Origin of the sequence: Paenibacillus oceani, assembly GCF_014705615.1 — a bacterium.
Taxonomy (GTDB): Bacteria; Bacillota; Bacilli; order Paenibacillales; family NBRC-103111; genus Paenibacillus_AB; species Paenibacillus_AB oceani.
On the sequence record NZ_JACXJA010000026.1, the window covers coordinates 1 to 26,430 of the forward strand.

Below are 26,430 nucleotides of genomic sequence, written 5' to 3' on the forward strand. Positions count from 1 at the left end.
TACGGTCTACGTGCTGCAGGCCGCGATCACACCGGACGAAGCACGGTTTCAGGAAGCGCGAAGACGGGCGTCCCGCTTCGTGCTGGCCACCACCTTGCCATCCGAGTGGCGCGGCGAAACGATGGATGGGACGGCGCTTCTCGGTTTGTATAAAGGGCAGATTCACATCGAAATGAATTTCTCCTTTTTGAAGGATCCTGTATACACCGACGAAATTTACCTGAAGAAGCCGGAGCGCGTGAAGGTGCTGGAGTACTTGTTTTTGCTCGCGCTCACGGTTTACCGGGTGTTCCAGCGACGCATCAGGCTGCACATCACCGAGCAAAACCCGATGCACGGGTCGGGAGGCCGGATTCTGCGCAAGCCGACAGCCGCTGCCATCTTCCAAATCTTCAAGTACCGGAAGGTCGTCGTGTTTCGCCTGCCAGACGGGACCCGAACCCGACAATTCGCCCGCCCCTTGAGCAAAGAGGAGAAACGCGTGTTGACCAGTCTCGGTTTGGATGAATCGGTTTACCTCGGCTAATCGAATCGACTTGCTCCAGCGGTGGTTTGCTCCTTGAACCATCGCTACACCCGTTTAACGGCTGGTTGACCCCTAATAATTCCATTCGCTACCACGTGCTAGGGGTGCGGAATGTGAGGGGGTATTTATTGGCTTTCTCATTATTACATACCCGGAATATTGGTTATACGTTTGAATTTACAGAACTTGAGTATCACGATAATATTCTTGTTTCCTTTATTAGCGCTTTAAAATAATAGTGGAACAAAATGGAAGGATTGGAATCATTACTATCGAATATACATGAAGAAAAGGTACAGTCTTTTTCTCTTTCAGTATTGTCAGTAAATGTTCGCACACTTAGAACGAGGTGATGTTTTCGGATGTTTATGGATCTGGATGTACATCCACATTCCAACCGGATGGCGATTCTGCAGCTTCTACCAGACGGCAGTAAAAATATGGTAATATACGATATTTCTGCGAAAAGCACTATCGGCGATGTAGATTCGTATTTTATTCCACAAGGTCCGCGGTTTTCTCCTGACGGTCGTCGGATTTCGTTTTTTTGGAGACGGAAATATTTACATTCATGATATAGAAACGCGATCGACAACTAACATCATCGAGAACACTTCAAATCAACATGCCTCGTTTTGTGAGTGGTCGCCCGACGGGAGATCTCTTGTTTACAATGCGTATCCAGCGAATGATATCGATAAAAAAATACCTCCGAATATTTACTACATCGATCTTTTGAGAAATACAAGGCACCATGTAACCGATAATGATGTGCTCGATCGATTTCCACAATGGTCGCACAACGGTAGATTTGTCGCATTCAACAGGCAATATCTCGATTCTCCAAACCCGCCAAAACAAATAATCATTGCAGATCTTCAGGCCGGGACCGAGTTTGTCGTTCCAAAGGATCAGGGCTGCAGTCACGAAGCAGGGCGCTTTTGTTGGTCGGACGATTCCAGTTCGATTTTGATAAAAGAAGTACAAGCTGGTGGATCCATCGTTCTGAAGGTGCTGCGAGTTGAAGATATGAACCTGACGTGGTTGATCACATCTCCGGATATAATCGGCGGGGCATTTAGACCGGGGATGAATCAAGTGCTGTGCATGTCCAGACAGGAAATCGCTGTTTACTCCTTAAATGAAATGGCGGTGATCAATAGGGTACGCTTGATCGGGTGTTCTCCAACTATGCAAACCCTGCGGGGGCCGGCATGGTATGTGGAGAGGGAGCGCTTGTTTTTCATCGCAAATAGGGGGAATCAAGTGCACCAATGGGATTATGACGAGGACAGTCACTGTATCTTTCAAGCTCAAGAATTGCCAAGACTCGACTATCGGCGCGAAAAATACACGGTAATATCCCGAGACGGAAAAAAGGTACCAGTGCTTCGATTAATTCCCGAGAAGCCGAATCACCTTGCCGTAGAATTCATTTTTGGTGGACCCGCTGCACCGATTGATAGCGAAAACCCGATAATCAGGCAATTATTACATAGGGGGTACGAAATCATTTGTCCAGTGTATCGAGGGCAAATTGGAGCCGGTAAAGAACATCAGGAAGCCAATATAGGAGAAATGGGACGGGCGGATGTATGGGATGTGGTGGAGTGCGGATTGGATTGGAAACGAAGAACAGGGGATGCTCGTCCGATTGCTTTGATCGGTTTCAGCTATGGTGGATTGTTAACTCAATTGGCTCTAGCGGACAATTCAACGTTATGGGTTGCCGGAGTCACGTTATGGGGGGGCACAGGTCTGGATCATCTCGGCTTCTACAAGTCACGAGCGTATCCCTCTGATCCTGAACAGATGGAAGCCGAAAGAAAAAGGAGATCTCCACTTATACAAAGCGAGCAAATCCGAACCCCTTTATTTATGCTTCATGGAGGTCGGGATACCACTTCCACTAACGAGGAGGTTCGAAAGATCCAAAACTCGCTTCAGTCCAACGACATTCCCTGTGAACTTACGATCTTTCAGGACGATACCCATGGTTTGACGCGTCACCGACAGGAAATGTTTGCGAAGCTTTTTGAGTTTTTGCAAAAGTTTGAATGAGCAATCGTATACTAACGAGAGTTTAATAAACAAACCGTCAACCCTCCTACTTGGAGGGTTATTCCATTTATATCCATTCATTTGCACCTGATGTCAGCTACACTGGTACTACCCCAAAGAGTTTAGCATAAATGGTTTCATTGATTTATTGAGAAATTTTTTCGAAAGTGATTTCAGGATATATAAAGTAGAAAGTGAACCAAACTTTTATGCTGAAATATATTGGGATGATTTGATTTTTGTTTGCAACAATAAACAGTTCCTACTTCATTTTGGGAATTATGAATAAGCTATCGGGACACGATAGTGGAACAGGATCTCATGTATGGAGGATCTCGCAAGTATCTTTAAAAAGGTTAGGGAAGAACGGGATCTAAACCGAGTCAAAAGGCGGTACATGAAGCTAACGAAGTCAGAGCTTGTGGAATTGTTAATTCAATCAGAGCAATACATGGCGCAAAACAATAAACTCTTGTTGAAAGTAGAATTCGAAAAGTACCAGTAAACAGCATGATAATCAAAAAGGACCGCAATTCGGCGGTCTCGCTTTCGACGTTTGCGATGATCTCTGCAGCAGCTTGCTTCACTACATGGCTTGGAAAGAAGATGTCTTTTTCTCCCGATATCACAAGTGCAAGTGCATAGTACTGGTTCAATTCGGCTTTTCCGGTGAGCTTTGGCATTTCTTATTCCAGTTTGACATTCATGAAGATATCTCCTATGAGCCGTTTGTCCCTTTCGCTTATGCTGAAGTTTGACATTGTAGCTGCGTTTCGGACGAGGTCGTCTTGTAAAGGATCATAGGCAGAAGTATTTTGCGAATCATGGCGAATTTTGAACCTAACTTTAACCCAGCAGGTGTGGTCAGAACTGAACAAGCAATCTTTTCCGGGTAATAAGCGGCAAGCCTTAATATAATACCCCTGTCATAAGACGGCCCGATAAAGGAGCATTTATCGATTGGATAGTGATCTAATTGAAGGCTTTCCAAATAATCTTCGTAACGCTTTTGAATAATAGCTTTGCCAAATCGAAGTAGCAAGTGGAAGAATCACGAAAGCTGCCTTATATAAACCTCATTTGCAAGCCGATTCAAAAATCGACCAGCTCATTGATTGTTCCGCGAACAGGCTCGCGAACGAACGCCCGATCCTGCTTAACTATTCGCGCAGGCATGCCGTGTACGGGCCGCATCATCAAATTTGGGGATATTTTCGCATTACGGGTGATGCCAATCCGGTATCGTCGAAGAAGAATGGACAAAACGATTTTTAGCTCAACCATGGCAAAATACCAGCCGACACACATATGAGGCCCCGTGCTGAACGGCAAATATTCGAACGGGGAGGGCTTGAAATCGAGCCACCGTTCGGGCTTGAACCGATTCGGCTCGCTGTAAAGCTCAGGGATTCGATGCGTGATGAATTGGCTGAAAAACACATTTGTACTGGCTGGAATCGTAATTCCATTTAATTCACAAGGAACAGCGGTTACCCTGGTTCCTATGCTCGCGGGCGGCAGTAGCCGCAAGCTCTCTTTAATGACACCTTCAAGCAGTGGCAGCTTGTTGATTTTGTCCATCGACACCGTGCCTTGTTGAACCGCCCCGTCCAGCTCTTCTATAAGATTGGAGAGCACATTCGGATGCTGATTAAGCAGGAAAATAGTCCAGGTCAACGCATTGGCTGTCGTTTCATGTCCGGCGACAAACAGGGTAAACGTGTGACCGACCAGTTCCTCGTCGCTTAGCTTGGCGCCGTCTTCATCGTGGGCTTTGACAAGTGAAGCGAGTACATCGGCGGCGTGGGGCTCGGTTCGCTTTTGATCAATCATGGAACGGATATAATCATTTAATTGACCTGCTATACGCAACGCTCGGTGATACGGTGTATACGGAATATCGACAGGGGTCAGCGTGACCCATAACAAGGATTTGGTCAATTGTGAGATAAGCTCGCCAATTTGATCCAGATCCTTATCTTTATACGTGCCCATCAATGTTTTAACCGCTATGCGCTGAGTTATTTTTTTCATTTCCGCGTTCACGTCAATCTCTTGTTTGTGCTGCCATTCATCGCATAGCTGCTCGGTCAAGAGAATCATGTCTTTGCTGTACTGCACGATCTGTTCATGGTGAAAAGAAGGCTGTATAAGGCGCCGGTGCTGCTTATGCTTTTCTCCGGCCATTAAGATCAGGTTGTTATAAAACATTTGTCCCATAACCGTATCTTTAGGTATTTTGACAAGGGCCGTACTCATTTCAAAATAATCGGGATTTGCAACAACCTGGCGATTGAGCTCGGGTCCGAACGCAAAAATCGTTTTCGGCTTATCCGTTGTTCCAAGCGAAACAAGATCACCGTATTGTTCGTACAGCTGCCGCTGAAACCTGAAAGGGCTGCGAAAAAAATGAAGCATGTTCATCCTCCATCCCAGCGCAGGTCGCGGGCCTTGCAATTCAGCTAACGGGGATGCTCCTTTATTGTTGTTCATTTTGGTCCCCTCCACATTATTTATGTTTTAAAATAATATATTTCATATCATTCATAATATATGGTTTTTGCGGCAAATTCAATGTTTTTTTTGTAATTGATGAATTGATATGTTACAAATCATTTTATATAATGTGGTTTGAGGTGACAAAATGAACGGATACCAACAACGAACGGAAAAGAAAAAAGCGCAAATTATGAAAGTAACCTTCGAACTGCTCTGCAAATACGGCATCGACAAAATAAGCATCGCTGAAATATCGAAACTGGCTAACGTATCGCCTGTGACCATTTACAATTATTTCGGTAGCAAGGACGAGTTGGTCAGACAAACGTTTGCCGATTTCATGGACAAGACGTTGGATAAGTACGAGCAACTATTGGAACAGCCGATTCCGTTTCAGACGAAAATGGAACAAATATTGCGTGATCACGACGATATCGTGGATCATATGAATGTAAGCTCTATGGTTCAGGCCAATATTAACGATCCGGTTATTCGGGAGTATATGGAGGATTTTTATACGACCCGGACGCTGCCTTTTTTCGAAAAGCTGATCGATTTAGGCAAACGGGAAGGCTGTATCGAGCTGAGCTTATCCATGGAGGCGATTTTGTTTTATATACAAATGTATAAGGAAGCTTTGGCGCGACCTGCTTTTCTGGCGCAAGCAAGCCCTTCGATGCTGAAAGATTTGGATCGGTTAATGTATTATGGCTTGATGGGGAAGTAGCCATGTTTCGGTGAGGGAATTCCGTGAGGGAGATCTTTCCTCTTGATTGGTGTGGAACATAGCTCCCATATTTATAACGGGGAATCCATTCCGGTGGATCGGCGATACCGTATACGCGGTAATCATTAACGAACACGGTTCCCTAGAAATTACGTTACCAAGTGGGTCGAGGACACGACGATAGCTAAGATTATCCACCTTGTCGAGGAAGCACTGGAGAAAAAAGCGCCTAGGAAGCTTACGCCGATCGCTTCGCCCGGATCTACACGCCGATTGTCGTTCCGCTATAGGATAACGATAGTTAAATAAAGATAACACGACGGCAGCCGGCCAGAAATGACCGGCTGCCTTTGCTCAACTAACGGGCAGAAAAGTTTATTGATAACGATATATTCCCAAGAAAAATTTAGATTTCTATTGTAAGGTTGATGGTGAATTTAGGAAGGCGGGGAACCGTTTGATAGCCTTAAAAGAGATCGACCATCGGAATTGGCAAGAATGTATAAAATTAAAGGTTAAAAAAGAACAAGAGCATTTTGTACCTTCAAATCTTTATTCTCTTGTACAAGCCAAGTACCAAAATACTGAATATTATTCGTTTGTACCGTTTGCGAGTTATTTGGATGAGACTATGGTTGGATTTATAATGTGGGATGATGTTCCAAATAACGGGGTTTATGTAATACCACGATTGATGATCGATGAGCAATATCAAGGAAAAGGGATCGCAAAACGTGTGCTTCAAACAGCCATTGACATTATCAAACAAAAAAAAGATTGTAAGGGAATACAGGTTAGCTATGAACCGGATAATGTTGCTGCACAAAGGCTATACGCAAGTTTAGGGTTTAAGCGAAACGAACTAAAATCAAAGACCGATGGGCCTGTCGTCGAACTTAAGATAAAATAAATTCTTGATCGGGTACATAGAACATTAATTCACACCATGATAAGGCCGTGTGCTAAACGGCAGCTTGTTACGCTAACGGGCAGTAATGTGGAGTAAATTTCCCTTTACAACAGAACGTACATTCGCTATATTTTAGTTGGGTATATTTCCCAGATTAATGAAAGGCCATCTGCTAAGGATGCTTAAAAAAACTTTCCGTTAAAGACAGCGCTGTGAACACTGACACTTGAGGCTGCTACTGGAATAAAAAATACTTGAATGAAAGGTACTGATTAGATTGACACTTCAAAACGAAATTATGTGGGACTTGGTAGAATCGCATACTGGGCTATCCAGAAAGTCGGAAGAAGGTTTAGTATTATATGCGGGTCAGACAGATAATCAAAAAATGCTTTCAGAGGTTAGCTATGTAGTTCCAATAAAGATGGAGGCAGTTGTAAAGACGGACTCAACAAACATTCGGTTGTATTTCGCTCAAAAAGGACGACTGATCTTTAATTGGGATAGTAATCAAGATGAGGTGCGACTTCATAGTCCTATTAAGGGGTATACAGCGGTTAATTTTGAAAGGTTATCTGTTAATGAATGGGCGAAAATCACTTGGATTGTGAATCCGGATCATATGATTGTTCGAGCAAACGATAAGGAAGTTTGTAAGGTGACAGGGGCTTTCAGAGATTTAACAGGCAGAGTAGGAATCGGACCTGCATGGGGATCCCAATTGGTTGTTAAGTCATTCAGAGTTAACGGTGAGTATCGCAAAGCAAGGAAGCTGCCACAGAAAGTCGCAAGTTATGATGAACAAATAATAACCGAATTTATAACTTTAAGAAATCAAACTTTGAGCTTGATGGATCGTATCCCGGAAAATATCTCAGATATTATACCAGAAGGATTCGATTCGAATATTCATTATCACTTCGGTTTTATCTTAGTCGCATGGGATCATGGTATTTTTCCAAAACTTAAACAAAATTATCGCGTTCCCATTAAGTATCACCGGATGTTTCCAATTAGACTAAAACCTAAGGATTGGAAAGAAGCCCCCCCAGGTATGCTCGAGATTAGAAAACATTTGGAAAAACAAAGGGATGAAATTGCAACTATTTCTTCTGGGCAGTTAGATGTCCTAATTAAACATAAACAGACCTTACGAAGACTTTTAAAATATTTTATGCCCTTAGAACGTAGCCATTGTTTAATGATTAATGACATTATGAATTCGATATCCAATGGAGTTGACAAGGGCTGAGTATATACTCATCAGATCGTCCTTGTAGCTGGAGAATAGTATAAAGAGTAAAGTGTTGAGCATTCCGCTAACGGGTACGAGAGTACAGTAATACAACATGGTGAGGCTGCCGGTATGGATGGGCAGCCTCGCTGTGCTAACGGACAGAATAATTCAGTCAAACGACTGAAACTGATTAAGTTGTTTGCTTTTTTCACATGTCCTATTTATTCATGTAAATTTTCACTTCGAGTATTTCCGGAAGCCGAAAACAGAGCTTCGAACTCAGCAATTTCTTGGGGAGTCATACTCCTAACCGTAATGGACGTTCCGGGAGGGATCGACGGATCTTCTTTATGTGTTCTTGTAACGGATACTCCAGGAGGGTACTTTTCATAAGATTCTTTTAATTTCGCGATGCTCCCAGGTGAATAATACCCATCCTCTTTCGTGACCTGGCTTTGATCATCGGGTGTCAGATCTTCAAAAGATACCAGTTCCTTATAACCTTCAAGAGCATATAAGCCCATTACCCCTTTTTCGGTTACGAATTTTTGTTCGTCAGGCGTAAGCGCATTGTATTTCAAAAATTGTACGCCTGTATATAGTCCAGAATCTCCCGCACCTTCACTGGTTTGATGGGTCACCTTGGGTGTTGTTCTGGCTGCCCAGGCGGCTGTAGATGTACCCATTGCTCCAACAGCAAGGACTGCCGCTGCGGCCAGCATGATTGTATGTTTTTTTAGTTTTTGCACACTAAGCATGAGTGATAATCTCCTTTTCAATCGTTTTCCGTCGCCGGATAAGGAAGCGCAAAATCGAACAGGAATACCCCTTGAACCGATCATCACGTTCAGGATGGTTTCACCGTACCGTTTTCGCTCGACATGAGACATTTCTTTCACCACTTCTTCGTCACAAGACAGCTCGCTCCACGTGTGAATGTCATTTCGGAGAATGTGAACGAAGGGATTAAACCAATGCAGGCTGCTCGCTGCCAAGGTGATGGCCTTGACCCATAAGTCTTTTCGTTTCAGGTGAATCAACTCATGCTGCATCACCATGCTCATGTCGATATTTTCTAAATGTTCTATAGGAAGATAAATGGTCGGTTTCCATAGCCCGACAAGAACAGGACTCCGGATCGCTGAGCTATACGTAAGACGGATGTTGCTTCGCATGCCGAGAGCTTTCTTCATCAAGGTAAGCTGTTTGGCCGCTTCGTCGTTCACCGGCACGGGCGAGCGCGTAAACTGCAAATTCTTTATAAACCTCCGGTAACAATAAACCTGCCAGATGGCGAAAGCGATAGCCCCTGTTCCCCAAATACTCAGAAAGACAAGGGCTGCATCAACAGAAAGATTCAGTTCCGAAATGGACTTTTGTTGTATACTCGAAGGCTGACCGGAAATATGGACGGTTGACGTTTGGTATGGATTGAAGAGCGGCAAAAGCCATTGCATAACAAAGGCTACGGGCAGAAGATAAAACCCTATTGCATTTTTCCAATTGTATATAGCCACTGAGCAGGGAAGACTCCTGGTGAAAAGAGCCGTAACAGGAGAATGCAGATAACAACGGTACTTCCCGCAACGGAAAGGGAAACGAGCAGTTCCAGAAGTTTATTCATAGACTACACCTACTTTCCCGAAAACCATTGCTTCAGCTCTGCGATGTCTTCATCCGAAAGTTTGTCGCCGTCATACAAGGCAGCGATTAAGTTTTTAACCGATCCTTGGTATAATCCGTCCAGTACATGTTGCGCTTCCGCTAGTTTGTAATCTTTCGGCAATAGAACAGGGACATACTTGTTCGTTCGGCCGTCCCTTGTCGCTTCTAACACCCCTTTATCGATCAATCTCGATAAAAATGTAGAAATAGTTTGCGCCTTCCATTCTTTACCCCGCCCAGCGAAAATACGCAGTAGTTCGGTTGATGTGACGGGAGGGTCGCATTCCCAGATCACCTCCATGAGTTCCATTTCAGTATCAGACAATCTTTGAACATGTTTCACCGGTGTACACCTCTTTGCACCGTTATGCGTCCATAACAATTTATTACTACACCATGTAGTAATTATAATCTACTACACAGTGTAGTGGGATGTCAAATCAAATACGGTTGACCCTGCATACTTGTCGTTACGAACGGTACGATTGCTCAATTATCTACTCGAACAGAAGCTGATGTCATGGTTCGGCAGCTATGCTACGAACACGAGGATATATGTTCCATTAAGTGGTATGATAAAGGTAAAAAGTGATCGAGAGGAGTGAAAGGACACCATTGAGAAAAGCTGCGAATCCTTTATTATTAGGTGCTTTAACTGGGCTACTGACACTGCTTTGTACGTATATCTTTGGCACGATACATCGTGACTTTTACCTTGCAATTGTAAACTTATCCTGGTGGATAATGTGTTTATCTGTTATCCCCTCGTTATTATTATTGACAATTCTAGCATCTCGCCTTAATAAAAACTTTAGTTATATTCTTACATCGTCCATTACAAGTGGGATCGTATTTATGATAATCGGTTGGCTTGTTTTGGGTTATAAAAAACCTATAATGAAATTATTTTATAACTTCTTCCCCTCAGAAAAGTATCATTCTATGATAGGATATCCCTCCAACGTTTACATATTAAATGGGGGTATTTTTTTAGTAGTCATTATTTTGAGTTATTTGATTATTATTCAAAAAGTACGCTAAATTACTGCATAATTGCACTAACGGGGACGAGAGCTCAAAAAATACATGACGGCAGCCGGCCTGAACGATCGGCTGCCGTTTTCTAAACTAACGGGCAGGATAGTACACCTACTGAGCGGAATTATTAGAAAATGAATCCAATTCTAAGGGGCGATTCCATGAACAAAAATGAACGGTATGCGAACCTATTTCAAAACGCGACATGGGGCAAAATTGAATCGGAATTTATAATGGAGGTACCACACGAGAGTCTTATTTCAAATGTTAATGTCGTGCCGTTTATTAATAATGAATGTATTGTCATTCGTTTAGAAAATGGAGAATGGGAAATACCAGGTGGGACTTTGGAAAAAGATGAAAATTACTTTGCTACAATAAAACGGGAGCTAATAGAGGAAGCTGGAGCAATATTACATTCTTTTGAGCCATTTGGAGCTTGGAAGTGCTTCTCATACCATGCTCATGCATATAAACCACATTTACCACATCCAGAATTTTTTCGACTTGTTGGATATGGGGATGTGGAATTATTTTCGAAACCTCAAATTCCCGATGATGGTGAGAAAGTTGTTGCTGTAGAAAAAATGTCTGTAGAAGAAGCTGCTACTAAATTTTACGAAACTGGAAGACCCGATTTAGCAGAGCTGTACAAGTTAGCAGAAGAACTTCGTAATCAAAAATTACAATATTCGTCGCTACGCTAACGTGTACGATAGTTCAATTGTTGCCTGACGGCAGCCGGTCAATATGTTCGGCTGCCTTGTTATGCTAACGGTAGAATATTTTGATGAGGCAAAGAAAGTTGATAGTAACATGCCGGGACACATTTTTCGCCGATAGACCTGTTAAGCTGAACCATATCTCAAGTAACGTCAAGTTTTTCGGGAGTCGTCTACAGGCTCATCCATTCGTAGCTTGCGAGCATAGCTCCTGAAGATGGCGGGTGACGATCTGCTCAACGGTCACCGGTGTGTAGAGTTCCGGGCGGAGCAGTGCGAGGATCGTCAAGCCTTCGACAATCGCGGCTAATCTGAATGTTTCGAGTTGAATGTCCACCGAAGAGGGGAGAAGCCGCCCCTTAGCTAGAATTTCGAGGACGGCTTGAGTCAGGTAGTGGAGTCCGTCGGTGAGCTCGTCTTTTTTAACTTGTAATGCCAAACTGGTGAGGGATCGGATGGCGAAGATCCACCAGACGCCGACGGAAGTTCGTTTTTCCGCATCCAAAGGGAGCAGTTGTAACAAAATTTCCTTCGCAGCCTCCATCGGAATAGGGCTTATTTCCAGGCGCTCTTCTGCTCGGGCAACTCCTCTTGTCAAATAATAATCCACGATAAATAGCAACAGCTCGTCCTGTGTTGAAAAATAATGACGCAATGCGCCAGGCGACAACCCCGCCGCTGCTGCAACGGCCCGGATTGACGCATGTTCGATCCCTTTTTCTTCAATAATACTCCATGCTGATTCGGCGATCAGTTTTCTTTTTTGTTCGTGGTCCACGACCTTCGGCAACGGTAAACGCCCCTCTTGTCTTATTTAACACACTGTACTAAAATAAATAATACAGTGTGTTATTTAGATTTGATTCAGTTATATCGCGTCGCAGTTATCACGTCAATAGTTGGACTTTGTCGTGATTGACGGGAGGGGATGCAATACAAGAGCAAATCGATGGATTTTTTCGTTTTCACTCCATCTGTTCTAGTTGCAGAAGAGAGTTTTATGTTATTGAAGGGACTCAAGCTTACGACCATGTGAAACGAAATCTCAAAGGAATACATTGCTGCGAAGACTGCAAAACCAGGATCGAGCTTGAAGCACGACTACAGCTCGGAAGACGACTTTTGACCGGCAGAGATTAGGTTCCATGAGTGTGGAGGATATTGAGCGGATGCTTCTGGAAGACGGAGAAGAGCTGATGGCCGAGTTGTTCCGAAATCAGTATCCTCCTAGCCTTACACGCGAACCGAACCAAGTTATTCTTACCCTGAGAGATTCAGGATCAGAAGCGATAGTGGGAATCGCGTTTTATCGAGTTGGAGTGACCTATGGAGGAACACCCAATGAATTTCTTACTGCTTCAGCTATTGGTATCCATATCAGGCCTCAGTACCAGGTTAGTCGAAAAGAGATTAGGAGATTCGTTCAGGGATGCCTGGTAACGATGAAGCAATTGGATTTGCGTCATGTCCATACGAGGCTTACATTGAACCATTTTGATGTGTTTGCCGCTATGGTTTCCGAAGGGTTCCATAATACAAATGCCGAACGATCTAATGCGATTCGTCTTTCCAAGAGATTGTAATGGGAAAACGCCAATGAAGAAATATGTAAATGCTAAACAGATTTTGCCGGAAAGCTTAATTCAAGAAATTCAGAAGTATGTTAAAGGCCAACACATCTACATTCCTCAGACGGACCGCCAGGAGTGGGGCACTTCTACCGGAGTACGCGAAAATATGGAGTAGCGAAATACCGAGATATGCCGGAGCTATTATGGGGGGATAAGCATATCGCAGTTGGCGGAGACTTACAATTTAAGCGAGGAACGGATTCGAGGAATTATTATGAGAGACAGCGTAAGTAGGAGAAAATGTACAAATTCCCGTTAAAAACCTGGAACTCTCCATAGCATGGTACGAAGCCAATCTTGGCTGCCGGTGCAATATATAATAAGCGAAAAGGACACTGGCATCCCGTCAGTGTTCTTTCGTACCTCAACGGGTGATTTTTAACACTGCGGGCATCAAGATGGCCGGGTCCACCTTTCCCCATGGCGTAAACGTCGTTGACAGCACTTAGCGTTTGCCGGACTCTGCCGAACGGTATGCGCCGAACATAATTTCATGAACGTGCGGTTGCTTCCTGGCCGATTGTACAGGCTGCTTTCCAGCGCGAAGGCAGCGGACGAAATGAGTCGTCACGCCTTCATGCGGAAGGATGCGATTGAATCATGCGGTACATGACAATCGGCGGGGGCCGCGCGAGTCCGGTTCGACGGGCCAGATGGGGGCGACGTTAAGCTCCCATGAAAATTAAATCCGCAGTAGCAGGAAAAGGCCGCATTGAAGAAGACGCAGTTCATTCATTTTTTTTTGAAAAGCGTCTGAACGATGGGATATTGAGATGGTTTCGAATTACGAATTAGAAGCAATTGTCACGGAGTAACCTAAGCACTCCAGTCTTCGAACGGCATACTTTACAATAGATTGTTGTTTCTGCCTATCAAAATAGTCTTCACCTAAGTCCACGTACATTTCTTTACGAGTTAGGAGATAGTACGCAATCCTTAACATTGCATGAGCTACATTTATTGCTGCACGTTTTTTACCTTTTCGAGTTGCTGTACGTCTATACATCGCGCCGAGATAGTTCTTAGATGCTGCAACGGAATGGGCTGCTTCTACCAAAGCAGATTTCAAGTACTTGTTCCCATTAGTGGTTTTGGCAGATTTCTTTTTTCCTGCACTTTCATTGTGTCCAGGTACCAATCCAGCCCAAGAGCATAAATGAGCTGCACTGGGAAACTGTTTCTTAATATCTGTTCCGATTTCTGCTAGGATTTGTTCCGCCATTCGAGTGGCTATACCAGGGATTGAATCAAGACGTTCAATATCTTCTTGAACAGATTCTACCCGCGCAGCAACTTCTTGATCGAGGACCACAACTTGTTCGCTTAAAAAATCAATGTGAGTTAAAATGGTCTTGATCATCAGACGCTGGTGAGGGTTTACATAACCTTGAAGAGCCAGTTCGAGTTCATCCTTTTTTCGCTTCAGGGTGCGTCTAGCGAAGCTCGCTAGTTTTTCGGGATCATCTTCGCCATCTGCAATGGCGCGCAGCATGTCACGCGATGAAACACCCATAATGTCAGAGACAACAGAGCCAAGCTTAATATTCGCTCCTTCTAGTACCTTTTGGATGCGATTGTGCTGTCTAGATCTCTCCTCGATGATGCTGCGACGATACCGAACAAGCTCTCGAAGTTCCCGTTGATTTCGGTTTGGAATGAAACTTGCTTTAAGCAGTCCATGACGGAGAAGCTTGGCGATCCATTCCGAGTCCTTGACATCTGTTTTGCGTCCAGGCAATGCCTTCATATGCTGGGCATTCACCACTAAGAATTCAATGCTTTCAGCTTCAAGCAGGTTTACGATAGGTTTCCAAAATACTCCTGTGCTTTCCATTGCAACGTGAGTACATTCATGTTGTTTAATCCAATCAATGAGTTGTAATAGATGCACTGTTTTAGTTGAAAAAGATTGGATCTCCTTTCCCTTAGACGTTCTGCAGTAATATTGTCCTTATGAATGTCCATACCGCATGCTCGTTCAATGACAACTTCCACCTTACATATATCCTCTCTACGGCTAAATTAGGTAAGAGGCTGGTGCAACAATCAGAGTAGGATTAATCTCCCATGAGTGCTTCCCGTAAGGGAGCGACAATCTGTGATGCACCGTGATCGTTGGAGTCAGACTAACGGTTGGGCTCAATGGCACCATAGCTTATCGACCTTCCTCTCCCAGCCATGGTAGAAGTATTGACAGATTCCTCGTCCCATTTTCATCATCTGTGGTGCGGCGCTTGCGCTGCATGTATGGCTAACGGGAAATATAATTTGATAAATTAATACACATTTAGCTTCCTTTATTGTGGTAATATTTACCTAATTGAGGTGATATTCATGAGTCAGGTCACAAAAGAACAATCTGATGTAGAGGAAAGAATGGTTGGCGGGTACAAGCCCACCAGTATTCCAAGTGCATTAAAAGTTGTTAGCGGACAGACAAACCAACTGGAGGTTGTGATCATGTCGGAACAAAATGCGAGCAACAACACAGATGTGCCTGTGATAACGGAGAATAGTAACATTGAAAGAGGACAATTCTTGCTAACGTTTCCAGTACGTATGGTATTGGATGTACAAAAGTCTCAGGCGTGGTATCGGGATGTATTTGATTGTGATGATATTTCTGGTTATGGACATGCAGCACGAAAAGGGATGGGTCTAATATTAAAGAAGGCTGTTTCGGAAAAAGATATTCGTCCAAACGCCGTTTCAAAGAAGAGATCAGCTTATCCAACAGAATGGGATAGTCCAGATTATAGTTGGGATTCACTTATTTATGTGGATTGGAGTAACCTTGAATTTATTGTTGAAAAAGTACGGGAAAAGGGCGGAACAATTGCCGTTGAACCCTTTGAGTACTCACATGGAACTAGGATTTTCAAAAGAGCGCATATCCTAGATTTAGATGGATACAACATGGTTTTAAGTGCGAGAAAGGAAAAGTCAGACGAGCAGAAAGCAACACCTGAAAAACAAGAATTTACATTCAAAAAGACGATACAAGTACGTCTTGTCTCGGATCTGAAAAAGTCTTTGGAATGGTATCGCAATATATTGGGATGTGACGAAGTGAACGAAGAGGGCTATGTAAGACGCGGTGAAATGGAAGTTATCTTGCAAGAGGCGGTATCGCCAGATGAAGTACATCCCAATGCTGTGCCGGCAGACAATGAACAATGGGATACTTTTGTACACGTAGCTTGGGAGGATGTATGGCGCATCACTGAAGAGGTACGCGAAAAAGGCGGTAATATTGGTGTAGAACCGTTTGTGATTACAGCAGATCGTTGGGACTTCTCAAATGCACATATATTAGATCCGGATGGATATAACATCATTTTAGGAGGTATGCGGGATAAACATTAAGGCATTGTTGATTAAACAAACGGAGTACAAGAGCTCAATAAAAATTTTGTAGACGAGTGGCTTTTTACGATCAGCTCCTTGCTAGCAGACAGATTTCTTCTATAAGCAATTGCTATATCTCGATTGTTACCTGACGCAACTGGATAAATGTTCGCTGCCGTCGTTATCGTGGTGTTTTCAATCGATGGGGGCATCTTTTACCTATTTCAGGGTTTGAGTTCATTATAATTAATTCTTCCCTATATTGTGGATGATCTCTATGTTAGGATTGTGGTGCTGTAAAAAATAAATCGTAACGAGGTGAGGACAATGAAAACAAAAAAAACATATACGTCTTATCCTCATATTGCTTTTTAGTTAATTTTTACGAATCCATTAGGCTCTGAGGGTAGGACTCACTCTCAGGGCTTTTATATTTAGGCAGAAGGAACGTTTTTCGCTTTCTTGCCGGTCTATGACAGCCACTTACGGAGTGGCTGTTATTTTTTTAAGGACAAAAGGTTGGTCAAGGCAACAATAGTGGTTTTATTTTAAATTGGTTAGGATTTAATCGTTTGTGTTGCAAATGGATCTGAACTCTATTAGGGGGAATATGTATTGAACTTGAATGACTTAGGAAGGAATTCATTTTTCGAGGAACATTTCAAACCGTATCGGGTTATGTTTGAGCAGGCTCACACCTGGAGAGTAGGGGGCGATCCGTCTCGTCGTTACCTTGTTCCAAAGGATAAGGGGCCCCCCTTCTTGAGATATCGTTTCATTTTCGGCATCGTTTCCCGTTAATCACCGCTTTCCAAAGAAGAAAGGATGATCCTTTATTAAAAGACTCGCTCAATATTTTCGCTCCTTACAATCCGGACAGTCATCGTATAGTATGATTTATGAACCTGACCCAACCTATTGGAATAATGATGTTGCCTATTACATTGAACGAACACATAAACTCACACTGGATAAACCATGCATCACCATAAAAATACCTTTTGACCGTCTCGGCTTAGATGAAAATAGGGATCAAGTAGCTCTCTCCGATTTTGCATTAAGAGAATGGGGTAATCATATTAGGACATTAAATGAATTGATTTATAACCGGTCACGTCCTGATAAAGAAAATGGTGCTTATTATTGTTTTCGTCCAACGAATGTGGTGTTGCAACGTAATGCATCCTTTGTCGAAGTCATCTCGGAAGAATGGTATCTATGCTTAATGATTACAGTTCAACTTCCGTTCAGGAATAATGATAAAGCTATGCGCATGCTCTGCAAAATGCTTCCAAAAGAAGTGGAGAAGTTTATTGCTACGTTTGATCTCATCCAATTAAATGCAGCCTATGGATTGGTAAAAAAACAAAATAGGATTCGCGAATGGCTGAAATCCAGTGATTATTGTGCGTTTATTGCGAATGGCAGCATTTTGCCAAGAAATAAAGACAACAGCGGGCCACTGGAGGGTGCCTTGCCTTTTACATCCCCGGAAGATGTTGAAGTTGAAATTTGTGGTCTGCGAGGAATGGGAATTAAACAAGGTGTGACGGTCATCACCGGCGGTGGTTATTCGGGTAAAAGCACTTTGCTGGATGCACTAAATTCGGGGATTTACAATCACAGCATAGGCGACGGACGAGAATTTGTGATAACCGATCAAAGTGCAATGGAAATATCCGCAGAGGAAGGCCGTTCCATAAAAAATATCAATATTACGCCTTTCATAAAATGGATACCCAATGGTTCGGCTGAACAGTTTTCGACTGACTACGCCTCAGGTTCCACATCTCAAGCCGGAAATATTATGGAGGCAGTCAACGTCGGGTGTAAGCTTCTTCTTATTGATGAAGACAGAAGTGCGACGAATTTTATGATTCAAGACATCAAAATGCGTTCCTTAATCAAGCATGAACCCATTACACCTTTTACGGAACGTGTCAGGGAGCTTTATGAGGCTGCCCACGTATCTTCCGTTCTTGTTATTGGAGGTAGCGGTGAATTTTTAGCCGTTGCCGATCAAATCATCCTGATGGACAATTTTGTGCCAAAAAACGTAACCCAGGAAGCAAAAAAATTATGTGAACACGACAAACCACGCGAACGTATCCCCTTTACAAAATGGGAGATAGAAAGAAAAATAACCACCGATCACTTTTCGAGCTATCCACAGGGCAGTGGTACAGAAAAGCTGATGGTTTCAACCATGGGATACATGATGATAGGTGATGAACAAATTGATATCAGAGGGCTTTACAATATCACATCACACGCCCAGCTTGCAGCTATCGCCTTTTTAATTCGAAAAATCGCTGTAAGAAATCAGGATCGCCTCATCTTTCTTCATGAAAAGATCAAAAAAGCACTCGAAGATATGGAGAGAGAAGGAGTAGATATCGTATTTTCTTCCTTTTTCCCTGATTTCGATAGATGGCTTGAATTACCAAGAATTAATGAAGTGTTAGCTGTCATAAACCGAATGAAACATTTGAATTTTATTCAGCTCGATTCCTCTGAACACCTCTAATCACGACATGAAGAAGGACCGCGAGAGCGGTCCGTAGCTCGAACGCGATTCGCCGCGCGCTCCCTGGTTCCAGTACGCCGCGTACCGCATCTCTTCCGTAACCGGAAAGTGGCGGTGGTAATAGCTTCGCGCCAATTCGCGGAATTGCCGGGGAAGCAGCTAGATCCGATGCGCTTTTCTGAAGGCGGTCGGCGTGACTCCCATATGCTTCTTGAAGATGTAGCTTAAATAATAGGCGTTCTGGTAACCAATGTATTCCGAGATTTGATCAAGTGTCATGGTTGTTTCCAGCAGCAGCTGTCTCGCTTTTTCCAGACGCACTTCGGTCAAAAACCGGATCGGGGTTTGTCCGAAGCTAGCTTTAAACTTCTGGCATAGCCGTGCTGGACTTAGTCGCAATTGGGCAGCAATGTCCTTCAGATCAACAGTCTCAAAGGCATGTTTGCGAATGAGGGCGGAGGCTTCGTTCATGATCGGCTCTGGTTGTTTGCCAGCTTGCCATTCTGCCGGCCAAGGCCATTTGCTGCACTCCCTCCCATATGATAACCAGATGTCCAGCATATAGTGACCGCACAGCCACAGCTTCACTTCCTCACTGAGTCCTTCGGATTGCTTCATCAAGGAATAATTGCTTGCCAACCGCTTCGTGTCGGCGATACTCGTTTTGCCGACAAACCGGGACGGTTCCGCCTGTCCCACTCTCACCAAGTCGTTGATCCGCCATTGAACCCGAATCGCAAAAAAAGTAAGCGGCGAAATAACGACTCTGCGCAGAACCGTATTTGCCGGACAAATGATCAAATCTCCGAATGCGGCAATGCCTTTCTCCTGGTTAAATTCATACTGGAACGACCCGTCTATGACGGCGAAAATGGTCCACTCCTTGCAGGTATCCTCGTAAAACAAAAATTTGTCTTTTCGCTCCCAATATCTACAGTAGGTGAGCTGGGGAATCAGAACATTTCGACCCTCTTCGGTATGCAAGATCGGCTCCTCCGTTCTGCGAGAGTACTTCACTAGCCGTAACATGATCTGAGACTGATTGTATCATACGATTGATTTTTAAGGCAGGACCCAGGAAGATTATCCAGGCGTTGCCTGGCCGACATGTATCCCCTCCCTTCCCAGGAAGGGGACTTCTCTCGGAATTCCGTTAAAATTTATATATAGTCTGGTTTAATTCTCTTTATTTTAAAAGCAATCGGGTTCCACTATGCTGAAAGCAGGATCTGCTTGCTCGTATTGTGTAAACGCTTACCGGTTCTTGAAACCAAAAACCACAGATCGGAGGTCTACTATGAATCAAGAGAAAGAAATCGGCACAAAGGAAGAGGTTGACGATTCGGGAACGGTCAGCGGCAGCAGAAGAAAGCTGCTCGCATCGATTGGCTTGGCAGGCACGGCTTTGGTCGCGGGCAGTCTATGGAGTGCAGCGAATGTCCAGGGGAAACGTGTGACAGAAGCGGTATACGGGGCGGAAGAGGAGGGATGTTGTTGGCCCAAGGTGACGATTGCCGAGCTGCGCACCTTGTCGACGGCTCCTGCGGAACGGTATGAGGTGACAGACCCGGGCCAGGAGGGCGTCTTCCGTTTCGATCCGGCCGACGGGTCGAGCGCGGATGACACCGGTCTAGTAATCGTGTCGGCTACAGGAGCACGGTTCAAGCGCATTTTCCAAGGAGCGTTCAACGTAAAATGGTTTGGAGCGAAAGGCGACAACGCGTCCGACGATACACATTCCATACAAGCGGCTGTAGATGCCGCGCAGAACCGGGGGTCAGTCGTCTACTTTCCGTCTTCGGATTTTTATTTGATCTCAAGCCCGATCCTGATTGATTCCAGTAAGCGAGGGATTCGGCTGATCGGGGACGACTACAACCGACGGGTCCATTCTTCCGTCATTCGTCCGCATGCTTCCGTAACGGTGTCGGCTCCGCTCGAAGCAATCTTTAAGTTTACGGATACCGCGGTGGGGAATCAGTTCGAATTCTCGAATCTCGACATATCCGGGGACAACAAGACGAAGTACGGGATATATTCCAAAAAAATCGCGCATTCGCTGTTCCGCCGGATCTCCATCAAAGGAACGACTTTGGCCGCGCTTGCTATCGGCTACGGCTGGTGCAATGACGTCGAGACATGCGAAATATCTTACAACCGCGGCGATGGCATCCAATTGGTTGATGGTGAAGTGAACGTCTTCAATGTTGTGAATACGAAAATATTCACGAATGACGGCATCGGCATCTATTTGTCCAGAAAAGCGCTTGGCGTCCGGATCAACGGCTGCAATATCGAAGGAAACAAAATATGCGGCGTTTTCGCCCGCAATTCGATCATGCCCTTCGATCTGTCCGACAACTATTTCGAAAATAACGGCTCGGTCGGTTATTCGTTTGCGAATCCGGCGCGGTTGGTGAAAGCGCAGATCATTATAAACGGAACAGTCGCAGCGGCCACGGTCGGCAACACGCAGCCGGTCAGTTCCATCCGGATCGTCAATAATTTCGCCAGTCTACGGGATTCCGACTGTTTGGTAGCTTGCTATTCCGCCAAGCTGGGGCTGGAGATCGGTAACAACAGCATCTCCCGCTCGAGCGCTCCTTTCAAAGCCTACACGCTGCTAAGAACAGGGACGAGCAGGACCGGAATGGGAGCATGGGTCAACAATCTGAAGATATACGGGAACGGCGTCGCTTACGACGAAACGTACGCTTCGCTGGCGAATTTGCAAATCGAGGACTTGGCCGCATCGAAGACACACTTTCATAAGGCTGAAATTCAGGGTGTTACGAGGGTAAACTACTCGCCGGGTCTGGGACAATTCGTTCCCGTCACGACGGGAAGCGGAACGTTTGCTTTGTCGAGCGCCACCTACCGCACCTACGAGGCGTTTGAACTGTCCGGGGCTGCCAATACGAGCGACTGGGGGTTCACGATCGATTTGGCGTTGTACCCGGAGTTAGCGAGCAAGTACGTTTATTTTGCTTTTTATGCGAGAGCTTCGGAGGCTTTGGCGGGTGCTGCGGCCTATTCCAGTCAGTTAGGTCCGAGCACGACAGCCTATTTTGAGATTACGGATTGGCAGCTCGTCTCCTACGTAGACTTATTGCCGTCCTCGGGAACAGTTTCCTTCGGTATACGGAAACTGTCTGTCCATGCAACCAGTCTCGTATATGTCGCCCATCCGGTATTGAGCGAGGTTGGGGTACCGTACGACTGGTACTGAACACGGGATTGCGGGAACTGAAATAGGAGGGACGCGGAAGATGAAACTGGCCTGTATGACATTGCCTTATGCAACCTGTTCCATGGAAAGGGCTTTGGATGGAATCGCGCGCGCGGGGTATCGATATATCGGCATCGGGAATCCTCACGCGGGGATTGAATTACCGGATGCGGACGACATCCGTGCCATCGGCCGATTGACCGGACTGTTTGCCATGTACAACTTGCAGCCGCTGCAGCTCATGTCCAATGCTTTTTTTAAGATCGATCAGCCGATCGAGCGGGCGAGGCAGCGCATGCAACTAGCGAAAGCGCTGGGGATCAAGGAAATACTTACTATCGGGACGCAAAGCTATCGCTCCTTTCCGTCGGATCCTCTGACAGAGGAGGAAATGCAACCGATAAACCGGGCATACATCGAACGGTACAAACAAATTGCCGAGGAAGCGGCCCTACTCGACCTCATCATAACGATCAAACCCCATACCGGCAATACGGCAACCGCCGCGGATATGCAGGAGACTTTGCAGCAAATCGGTTCCCCGCATATTCGGGGGTGCTACGATCCCGGCAATGTGGAGTTTTACGAAGGAATTGATGCCTCTGACGATTTTCCCCAGGTGGCGGAGCACACGCATTCGCTTATCGCCAAAGACCACCGCGGGGAGCGGGGCGCACGCGATTTCCCGATACCCGGTACAGGAGATGTAGATTTCCCGGCTATTTTTACCGTTTTAAAGAGGGGTGGGTTCGAGGGCAATGTATTTTTGGAGCGGGTGGACGGACCGGCTGTACCCGAGCTGATCGATCAGCGAATCGCAGATGCTCGAATGCACCTGGTTCGCATGTTGCAGGAAGCGGGTTTTAGACCAGAATGATGGAAACGCGAGGGTGTCCATATGTTCAAGCAGAGAGCAAGATTGCTAATCCTGTTAGCCGGAATAACCGCTATTGTCGGAGCTTGCAGCGGAGGGGTAAAAGAGGGAGCCGATGTTCCTCAAACGGCTAAAGAAAATCCGGCCAAACGCGTTCCGCTAACCTTAGTGTCCATTTCTCCTATAGAGGAGATGGAAGTGGTTTATTTGGAGCCGCTGCGCAAAAAACACCCTCATCTCGATGTGCGGTACATTCAATCATCGAAGGCTAATGGCACGACGATTCCCGAACTGCTGGCAACCGGCGTCAAGTTCGATTTGTACACCAATTCACGGGGAGGATTCGAGGAGACGCTGCTCGATTACGATCTGAAGTACGATATGAGCGACTTGATCCGCAAGCACAACGTCGATATTGGCCATCTGGAGCCGACAGCCATCGAATCGATGCGGCAGATGTTCGATGGAAAGCTTTATGGCCTTCCGGTTAAGATGAACAGTTTGCTGCTCTACTACAACAAGACGCTTTTCGATACGTTCGGAGTGTCCTATCCGAAAGACGGGATGTCATGGGCGGAAACGCTCGATCTGGCGAACAGAATGACACGGTTTGACGGCAGCGTGCAATATTACGGGATCGGCAGCCATGGTACGGGTGCGATGATCGGCTGGAATCCCTATTCTTTGCCATTGGTGGACGGGACCAAGCGAATACCGACGGTTCATACGAACGCGCAATGGCAGACACTGGTCCAATCTGTGCTATTAAATCCCGTATTCACGAAAGCATACAAAGAAATAGGGAAAATACCGGATTGGTCAACGTTTAGCAAGGACCGCAGGGTTGCCATGCTTTTGTACACGGCGGCCGCTCCGCTTGCACTGACAAAAGAGTTTTCGTCGCTCGATTGGGACATGGTTTCATTTCCGGTATTGCCCGGCTTGGCTGAAGTTGGCTCGCAGGTTTCTCCGAATTATCTCGGCATCACTTCGCTTTCGGAGCATAAAGAGGCGGCCATGGAGGCAATCAAGTTTTGGACTTCGCTCGAATTTTTTGTCGAAAATTCGAAGGGCGGTACATTGATGGCTTCGAGAGCCAAGGAAGTGAGGGAGACGCTTGGATCGGAATCTCCTTTCCCGAGTAAAAATTGGCAGGCGGTCACCTATTATCCTTTCGCGCCGCTTGCAGCGACAACGAACGTCGATTCCAAAGCGAGGAGCATCTATGAGAAGCATCTGAATGCGTTGCTTGCGGGAACGGTCGATCTCAACACAGGCTTGCGTATGATGGCGGAAGAGACACAGAAAATGATAGACGAGCAGCCGAACCCATGAAGCGATTGTTAGTGGGATGCCGAAGTAAAATGAAGGTGGCTCGGCTAACGGAAACGATAGCTTAATCGTTACACCAACGGCAGCCGGCCAAAATGTTCGGCTGCCTCGTTGTGCTAACGGTATTCTTTCAATAAGTCCATTTTCATAAAACATCCCCTCCTCCTCCAAAATATTCAACAACTAAGCCTGCTCAAAAAACCGTTCCATCCAGAAACATACTGGAAGAAGAACGGTTTCTAAGCAGGTCGCTCGGGATGACCCAAATAAATATGCGATCGGTTTATTCGCCTGCCAGCATGAGCTTCTCCAGCTCAAGCGGTTCAACGTACACTCCGTCCTTGTAAGCTCTCATGTTCCCCCCGGAGATTTCATCGATAAGAACAACTTGCCCGTCCTTTTTCAATCGGCCAAATTCCAACTTGATATCATACAGCTCGATGCCCTTCAAGCTGAGCTCGTCCTTCACGACTTGACTGATTTGCTTCGTCAGTTTTTCCAGCGCTTCGTACTCTTCCGCCGACAAAATACGCAGCATTTCAAGAGCAGACTTGCTGATCGGCGGATCTTGACGCGCATCATCCTTTAACGTCACTTCCACAAATGCATCCAGTTGTTGCCCTTCTTCCGCATATAGACCATAACGACGAAGGAAGCTTCCTACCGCACGATAGCGGCATATGACCTCAAGCCCTTTGCCGAATACAGAGGCGGGAGCGACGGTCATCGTTGCTTTCTCGATATCCGCATCGATGTAATGGGTCGGAATGTTCGCAGCATTCAATTTTTCGAAAAAGAACTTCGTTAAGCGGAGTCCTGCCCGCCCGGCGCCTTCCATAACTAACCCGACTGTATTGGCGCCGGGATCGAATACGCCATTCTCTCCTGTTACATCATCCTTAAACTGCAACAGGTAATCCCCATTTTCCAGCTCATATACATCTTTTGTTTTCCCGGTGTACAAACGATTCACAATATGTTTCCCCCTTCTACGACAGTTAGATTTAGCAAATATTTTATATTATAGCATAAGCCCGGCAACTCTCTGTATCGCTATATACGTGAACTGTCGGAACTTGGGATTTACGCTGTTGTGGTTGGGTCTGGTTTGAGAGACTGAAGCGGATAGCCGGGCCAGGATTCTGCACATTAGCAATCTATAAGAAACCGGGCATGTTGTTCGATGATAAAATGTAGACATATAGGGGGCTGCATACGGAACGTGTAATCTTGATGATGAATGTGCAAGAAAACCAGAGAGGAGAGTCAGTGGCATGGCAAAGATCGTTTTCGCATTGAACCAGTCCCTGGACGGGTTTGTCGACCATATGGCATTCCAGCCCGACCCCGTGGTATTCCGTCATTTCATCGACGACATGCGTGGCCTGGCGGGAAGCCTGTACGGGCGCCGCATGTATGAGACCATGCGATATTGGGACGAGGACCATGTGGAATGGGATGCGCCGGAACGGGAATACGCGGCAGCGTGGCAAAGCAAACCGAAGTGGGTGGTGTCCAGGACGTTACAGTCCGTCGGTCCGAACGCTTCTCTGATCGAGGGCGACCTCGCAGCAGCCATACGTAGGCTGAAGGCTGAGCATGAAGGGGAGATTGAAGTTTCCGGGCCGGAGTTGGCGCACAGTCTAACGGAGCTCGGTCTCGTTGATGAGTATCGACTCTATCTCCATCCAGTCGTGCTGGGTCAGGGCAAGCCGTTCTTCGCCGGTCCGCGGCCGCCGCTGCGCCTCGTGGCAAGCGATCGAATTGGCGAGCAGGTGATCAGGTTGACCTATGTTCCCGTTTAGTTGTGCGGTTGACCTAACGGCCTAAAGGAACGTTGCTTTAGGGGATTCGAGGAACAAGAATAGAGGAGTTGCCTTGTTGAGGCGGCTTCTTTTTATTTTTCGGTGAAGTCACTGGCAGTAGAGATCAACTATAACCAATAAATCCCTGTATGCTGCCCCAATGCGATATATGATTAAGAAAACGAATCATTGGCGCCACAGCATGGGGAGCTTTACCTTGTACATAAGCGAGTTAACAAGTGGGGGGATGATCAATTATTTCATGGATAAACGGGCGGAGGCATAAGCCGATGGACAGG

At 45.6% G+C, this 26,430-nt stretch carries 18 protein-coding genes and 4 pseudogenes; 15 read left to right on the forward strand and 7 right to left on the reverse strand.

Annotated features, from left to right (window positions below; all coding sequences use genetic code 11):
* Both IDH45_RS18455 and IDH45_RS18460 read left to right on the forward strand, forming a co-directional pair.
* A pseudogene (locus IDH45_RS18455) lies at positions 1-526 on the forward strand (IS1634 family transposase); the annotation flags it as partial.
* A gap of 771 nt (positions 527-1,297) precedes the next feature.
* Positions 1,298-2,587, forward strand: coding sequence for an alpha/beta hydrolase family protein (locus IDH45_RS18460; RefSeq protein WP_190929609.1), 1,290 nt, complete (start codon positions 1,298-1,300; stop codon positions 2,585-2,587).
* 1,092 nt (positions 2,588-3,679) lie between these two features.
* Here IDH45_RS18460 and IDH45_RS18465 read toward each other — a convergent pair.
* The gene (locus IDH45_RS18465; RefSeq protein ID WP_190929610.1) at positions 3,680-5,080 is read right to left on the reverse strand and encodes a cytochrome P450; all 1,401 of its coding nucleotides are present in this window, start codon (positions 5,078-5,080) and stop codon (positions 3,680-3,682) included.
* A 151-nt stretch (positions 5,081-5,231) separates the two neighbouring features.
* On the opposite strand from IDH45_RS18465, the gene IDH45_RS18470 reads away from it, so the two are divergent.
* The 4 genes and pseudogenes from IDH45_RS18470 to IDH45_RS18480 all read left to right on the forward strand — a co-directional run bounded on the left by IDH45_RS18470 (position 5,232) and on the right by IDH45_RS18480 (position 7,975).
* Positions 5,232-5,813, forward strand: coding sequence for a TetR/AcrR family transcriptional regulator (locus tag IDH45_RS18470; RefSeq protein WP_190929611.1), 582 nt, complete (start codon positions 5,232-5,234; stop codon positions 5,811-5,813).
* A 55-nt stretch (positions 5,814-5,868) separates the two neighbouring features.
* Positions 5,869-6,100 (forward strand): annotated as a pseudogene (locus tag IDH45_RS34125) (P-type ATPase); the annotation flags it as partial.
* A 170-nt stretch (positions 6,101-6,270) separates the two neighbouring features.
* A complete protein-coding gene (locus tag IDH45_RS18475) occupies positions 6,271-6,723 on the forward strand; it encodes a GNAT family N-acetyltransferase (protein WP_190929612.1) in 453 nt (150 codons plus the stop codon).
* A gap of 277 nt (positions 6,724-7,000) precedes the next feature.
* Positions 7,001-7,975: a DinB family protein gene (locus IDH45_RS18480; RefSeq protein WP_190929613.1), complete on the forward strand. Its 975-nt coding sequence runs from the start codon at positions 7,001-7,003 to the stop codon at positions 7,973-7,975.
* 206 nt (positions 7,976-8,181) lie between these two features.
* Here IDH45_RS18480 and IDH45_RS18485 read toward each other — a convergent pair whose 3' ends face one another.
* Both IDH45_RS18485 and IDH45_RS18490 read right to left on the reverse strand, forming a co-directional pair.
* Entirely contained in the window at positions 8,182-9,477 is a 1,296-nt protein-coding gene (locus IDH45_RS18485) for a M56 family metallopeptidase (RefSeq protein WP_317891234.1), read from the reverse strand.
* 116 nt (positions 9,478-9,593) lie between these two features.
* On the reverse strand, positions 9,594-9,968 hold the full coding sequence (locus tag IDH45_RS18490) for a BlaI/MecI/CopY family transcriptional regulator (RefSeq protein ID WP_190929614.1): 375 nt from the start codon (positions 9,966-9,968) through the stop codon (positions 9,594-9,596).
* An 856-nt stretch (positions 9,969-10,824) separates the two neighbouring features.
* Here IDH45_RS18490 and IDH45_RS18495 point away from each other — a divergent pair.
* Positions 10,825-11,370 (forward strand): NUDIX hydrolase, encoded by a 546-nt coding sequence (locus IDH45_RS18495; RefSeq protein WP_190929615.1) that lies wholly within the window; start codon positions 10,825-10,827, stop codon positions 11,368-11,370.
* A gap of 196 nt (positions 11,371-11,566) precedes the next feature.
* On the opposite strand, the gene IDH45_RS18500 is transcribed toward IDH45_RS18495, so the two are convergent.
* On the reverse strand, positions 11,567-12,175 hold the full coding sequence (locus tag IDH45_RS18500; protein WP_190929616.1) for a TetR/AcrR family transcriptional regulator: 609 nt from the start codon (positions 12,173-12,175) through the stop codon (positions 11,567-11,569).
* 355 nt (positions 12,176-12,530) lie between these two features.
* Here IDH45_RS18500 and IDH45_RS18505 point away from each other — a divergent pair, with 355 nt between their 5' ends.
* Positions 12,531-12,968: a hypothetical protein gene (locus IDH45_RS18505; protein WP_190929617.1), complete on the forward strand. Its 438-nt coding sequence runs from the start codon at positions 12,531-12,533 to the stop codon at positions 12,966-12,968.
* A 13-nt stretch (positions 12,969-12,981) separates the two neighbouring features.
* Positions 12,982-13,275 (forward strand): annotated as a pseudogene (locus IDH45_RS18510) (CD3324 family protein).
* A 525-nt stretch (positions 13,276-13,800) separates the two neighbouring features.
* Here IDH45_RS18510 and IDH45_RS18515 read toward each other — a convergent pair.
* Positions 13,801-15,011: pseudogene (locus IDH45_RS18515) on the reverse strand (IS110 family transposase).
* A gap of 339 nt (positions 15,012-15,350) precedes the next feature.
* Here IDH45_RS18515 and IDH45_RS18520 point away from each other — a divergent pair.
* Together IDH45_RS18520 and IDH45_RS18525 are read left to right on the forward strand one after the other, a co-directional pair.
* On the forward strand, positions 15,351-16,382 hold the full coding sequence (locus IDH45_RS18520) for a VOC family protein (protein ID WP_190929618.1): 1,032 nt from the start codon (positions 15,351-15,353) through the stop codon (positions 16,380-16,382).
* A gap of 874 nt (positions 16,383-17,256) precedes the next feature.
* The gene (locus IDH45_RS18525) at positions 17,257-18,891 is read left to right on the forward strand and encodes a P-loop domain-containing protein (protein WP_190929619.1); all 1,635 of its coding nucleotides are present in this window, start codon (positions 17,257-17,259) and stop codon (positions 18,889-18,891) included.
* 159 nt (positions 18,892-19,050) lie between these two features.
* Here the strand turns inward: IDH45_RS18525 and IDH45_RS18530 are convergent, their stop codons facing one another.
* Complete coding sequence (locus IDH45_RS18530) at positions 19,051-19,875, reverse strand: helix-turn-helix domain-containing protein (protein WP_190929620.1); 825 nt, start codon at positions 19,873-19,875, stop codon at positions 19,051-19,053.
* A gap of 313 nt (positions 19,876-20,188) precedes the next feature.
* Here IDH45_RS18530 and IDH45_RS18535 point away from each other — a divergent pair, with 313 nt between their 5' ends.
* The 3 genes from IDH45_RS18535 to IDH45_RS18545 are packed head-to-tail and all read left to right on the forward strand — an operon-like array spanning position 20,189 to position 24,329.
* Complete coding sequence (locus IDH45_RS18535) at positions 20,189-22,120, forward strand: glycosyl hydrolase family 28-related protein (protein WP_190929621.1); 1,932 nt, start codon at positions 20,189-20,191, stop codon at positions 22,118-22,120.
* Positions 22,121-22,160: 40 nt separating this feature from the next.
* A complete protein-coding gene (locus tag IDH45_RS18540) occupies positions 22,161-22,997 on the forward strand; it encodes a sugar phosphate isomerase/epimerase family protein (protein WP_190929622.1) in 837 nt (278 codons plus the stop codon).
* Positions 22,998-23,018: 21 nt separating this feature from the next.
* Entirely contained in the window at positions 23,019-24,329 is a 1,311-nt protein-coding gene (locus IDH45_RS18545; protein WP_190929623.1) for an ABC transporter substrate-binding protein, read from the forward strand.
* A 280-nt stretch (positions 24,330-24,609) separates the two neighbouring features.
* Here the strand turns inward: IDH45_RS18545 and IDH45_RS18550 are convergent, their stop codons facing one another.
* Entirely contained in the window at positions 24,610-25,299 is a 690-nt protein-coding gene (locus IDH45_RS18550; protein ID WP_190929624.1) for a phosphoribosylaminoimidazolesuccinocarboxamide synthase, read from the reverse strand.
* Positions 25,300-25,600: 301 nt separating this feature from the next.
* Between IDH45_RS18550 and IDH45_RS18555 the strand changes: the two genes are divergently transcribed.
* On the forward strand, positions 25,601-26,131 hold the full coding sequence (locus IDH45_RS18555; protein WP_190929625.1) for a dihydrofolate reductase family protein: 531 nt from the start codon (positions 25,601-25,603) through the stop codon (positions 26,129-26,131).
* Positions 26,132-26,430 lie beyond the last annotated feature (299 nt).

Excerpts from the sequence above, each read along its gene's own strand:
- IDH45_RS18525 (WP_190929619.1), top strand. The coding sequence starts at position 17,257 with ATGATTTATGAACCTGACCCAACCTATTGGAATAATGATGTTGCCTAT.
- IDH45_RS18520 (WP_190929618.1), top strand. The coding sequence starts at position 15,351 with ATGAGTCAGGTCACAAAAGAACAATCTGATGTAGAGGAAAGAATGGTT.
- IDH45_RS18535 (WP_190929621.1), top strand. The coding sequence starts at position 20,189 with ATGAATCAAGAGAAAGAAATCGGCACAAAGGAAGAGGTTGACGATTCG.
- IDH45_RS18545 (WP_190929623.1), top strand. The coding sequence starts at position 23,019 with ATGTTCAAGCAGAGAGCAAGATTGCTAATCCTGTTAGCCGGAATAACC.
- IDH45_RS18495 (WP_190929615.1), top strand. The coding sequence starts at position 10,825 with ATGAACAAAAATGAACGGTATGCGAACCTATTTCAAAACGCGACATGG.
- IDH45_RS18505 (WP_190929617.1), top strand. The coding sequence starts at position 12,531 with ATGAGTGTGGAGGATATTGAGCGGATGCTTCTGGAAGACGGAGAAGAG.
- IDH45_RS18465 (WP_190929610.1), bottom strand. The coding sequence starts at position 5,080 with ATGAACAACAATAAAGGAGCATCCCCGTTAGCTGAATTGCAAGGCCCG.
- IDH45_RS18470 (WP_190929611.1), top strand. The coding sequence starts at position 5,232 with ATGAACGGATACCAACAACGAACGGAAAAGAAAAAAGCGCAAATTATG.
- IDH45_RS18540 (WP_190929622.1), top strand. The coding sequence starts at position 22,161 with ATGAAACTGGCCTGTATGACATTGCCTTATGCAACCTGTTCCATGGAA.
- IDH45_RS18555 (WP_190929625.1), top strand. The coding sequence starts at position 25,601 with ATGGCAAAGATCGTTTTCGCATTGAACCAGTCCCTGGACGGGTTTGTC.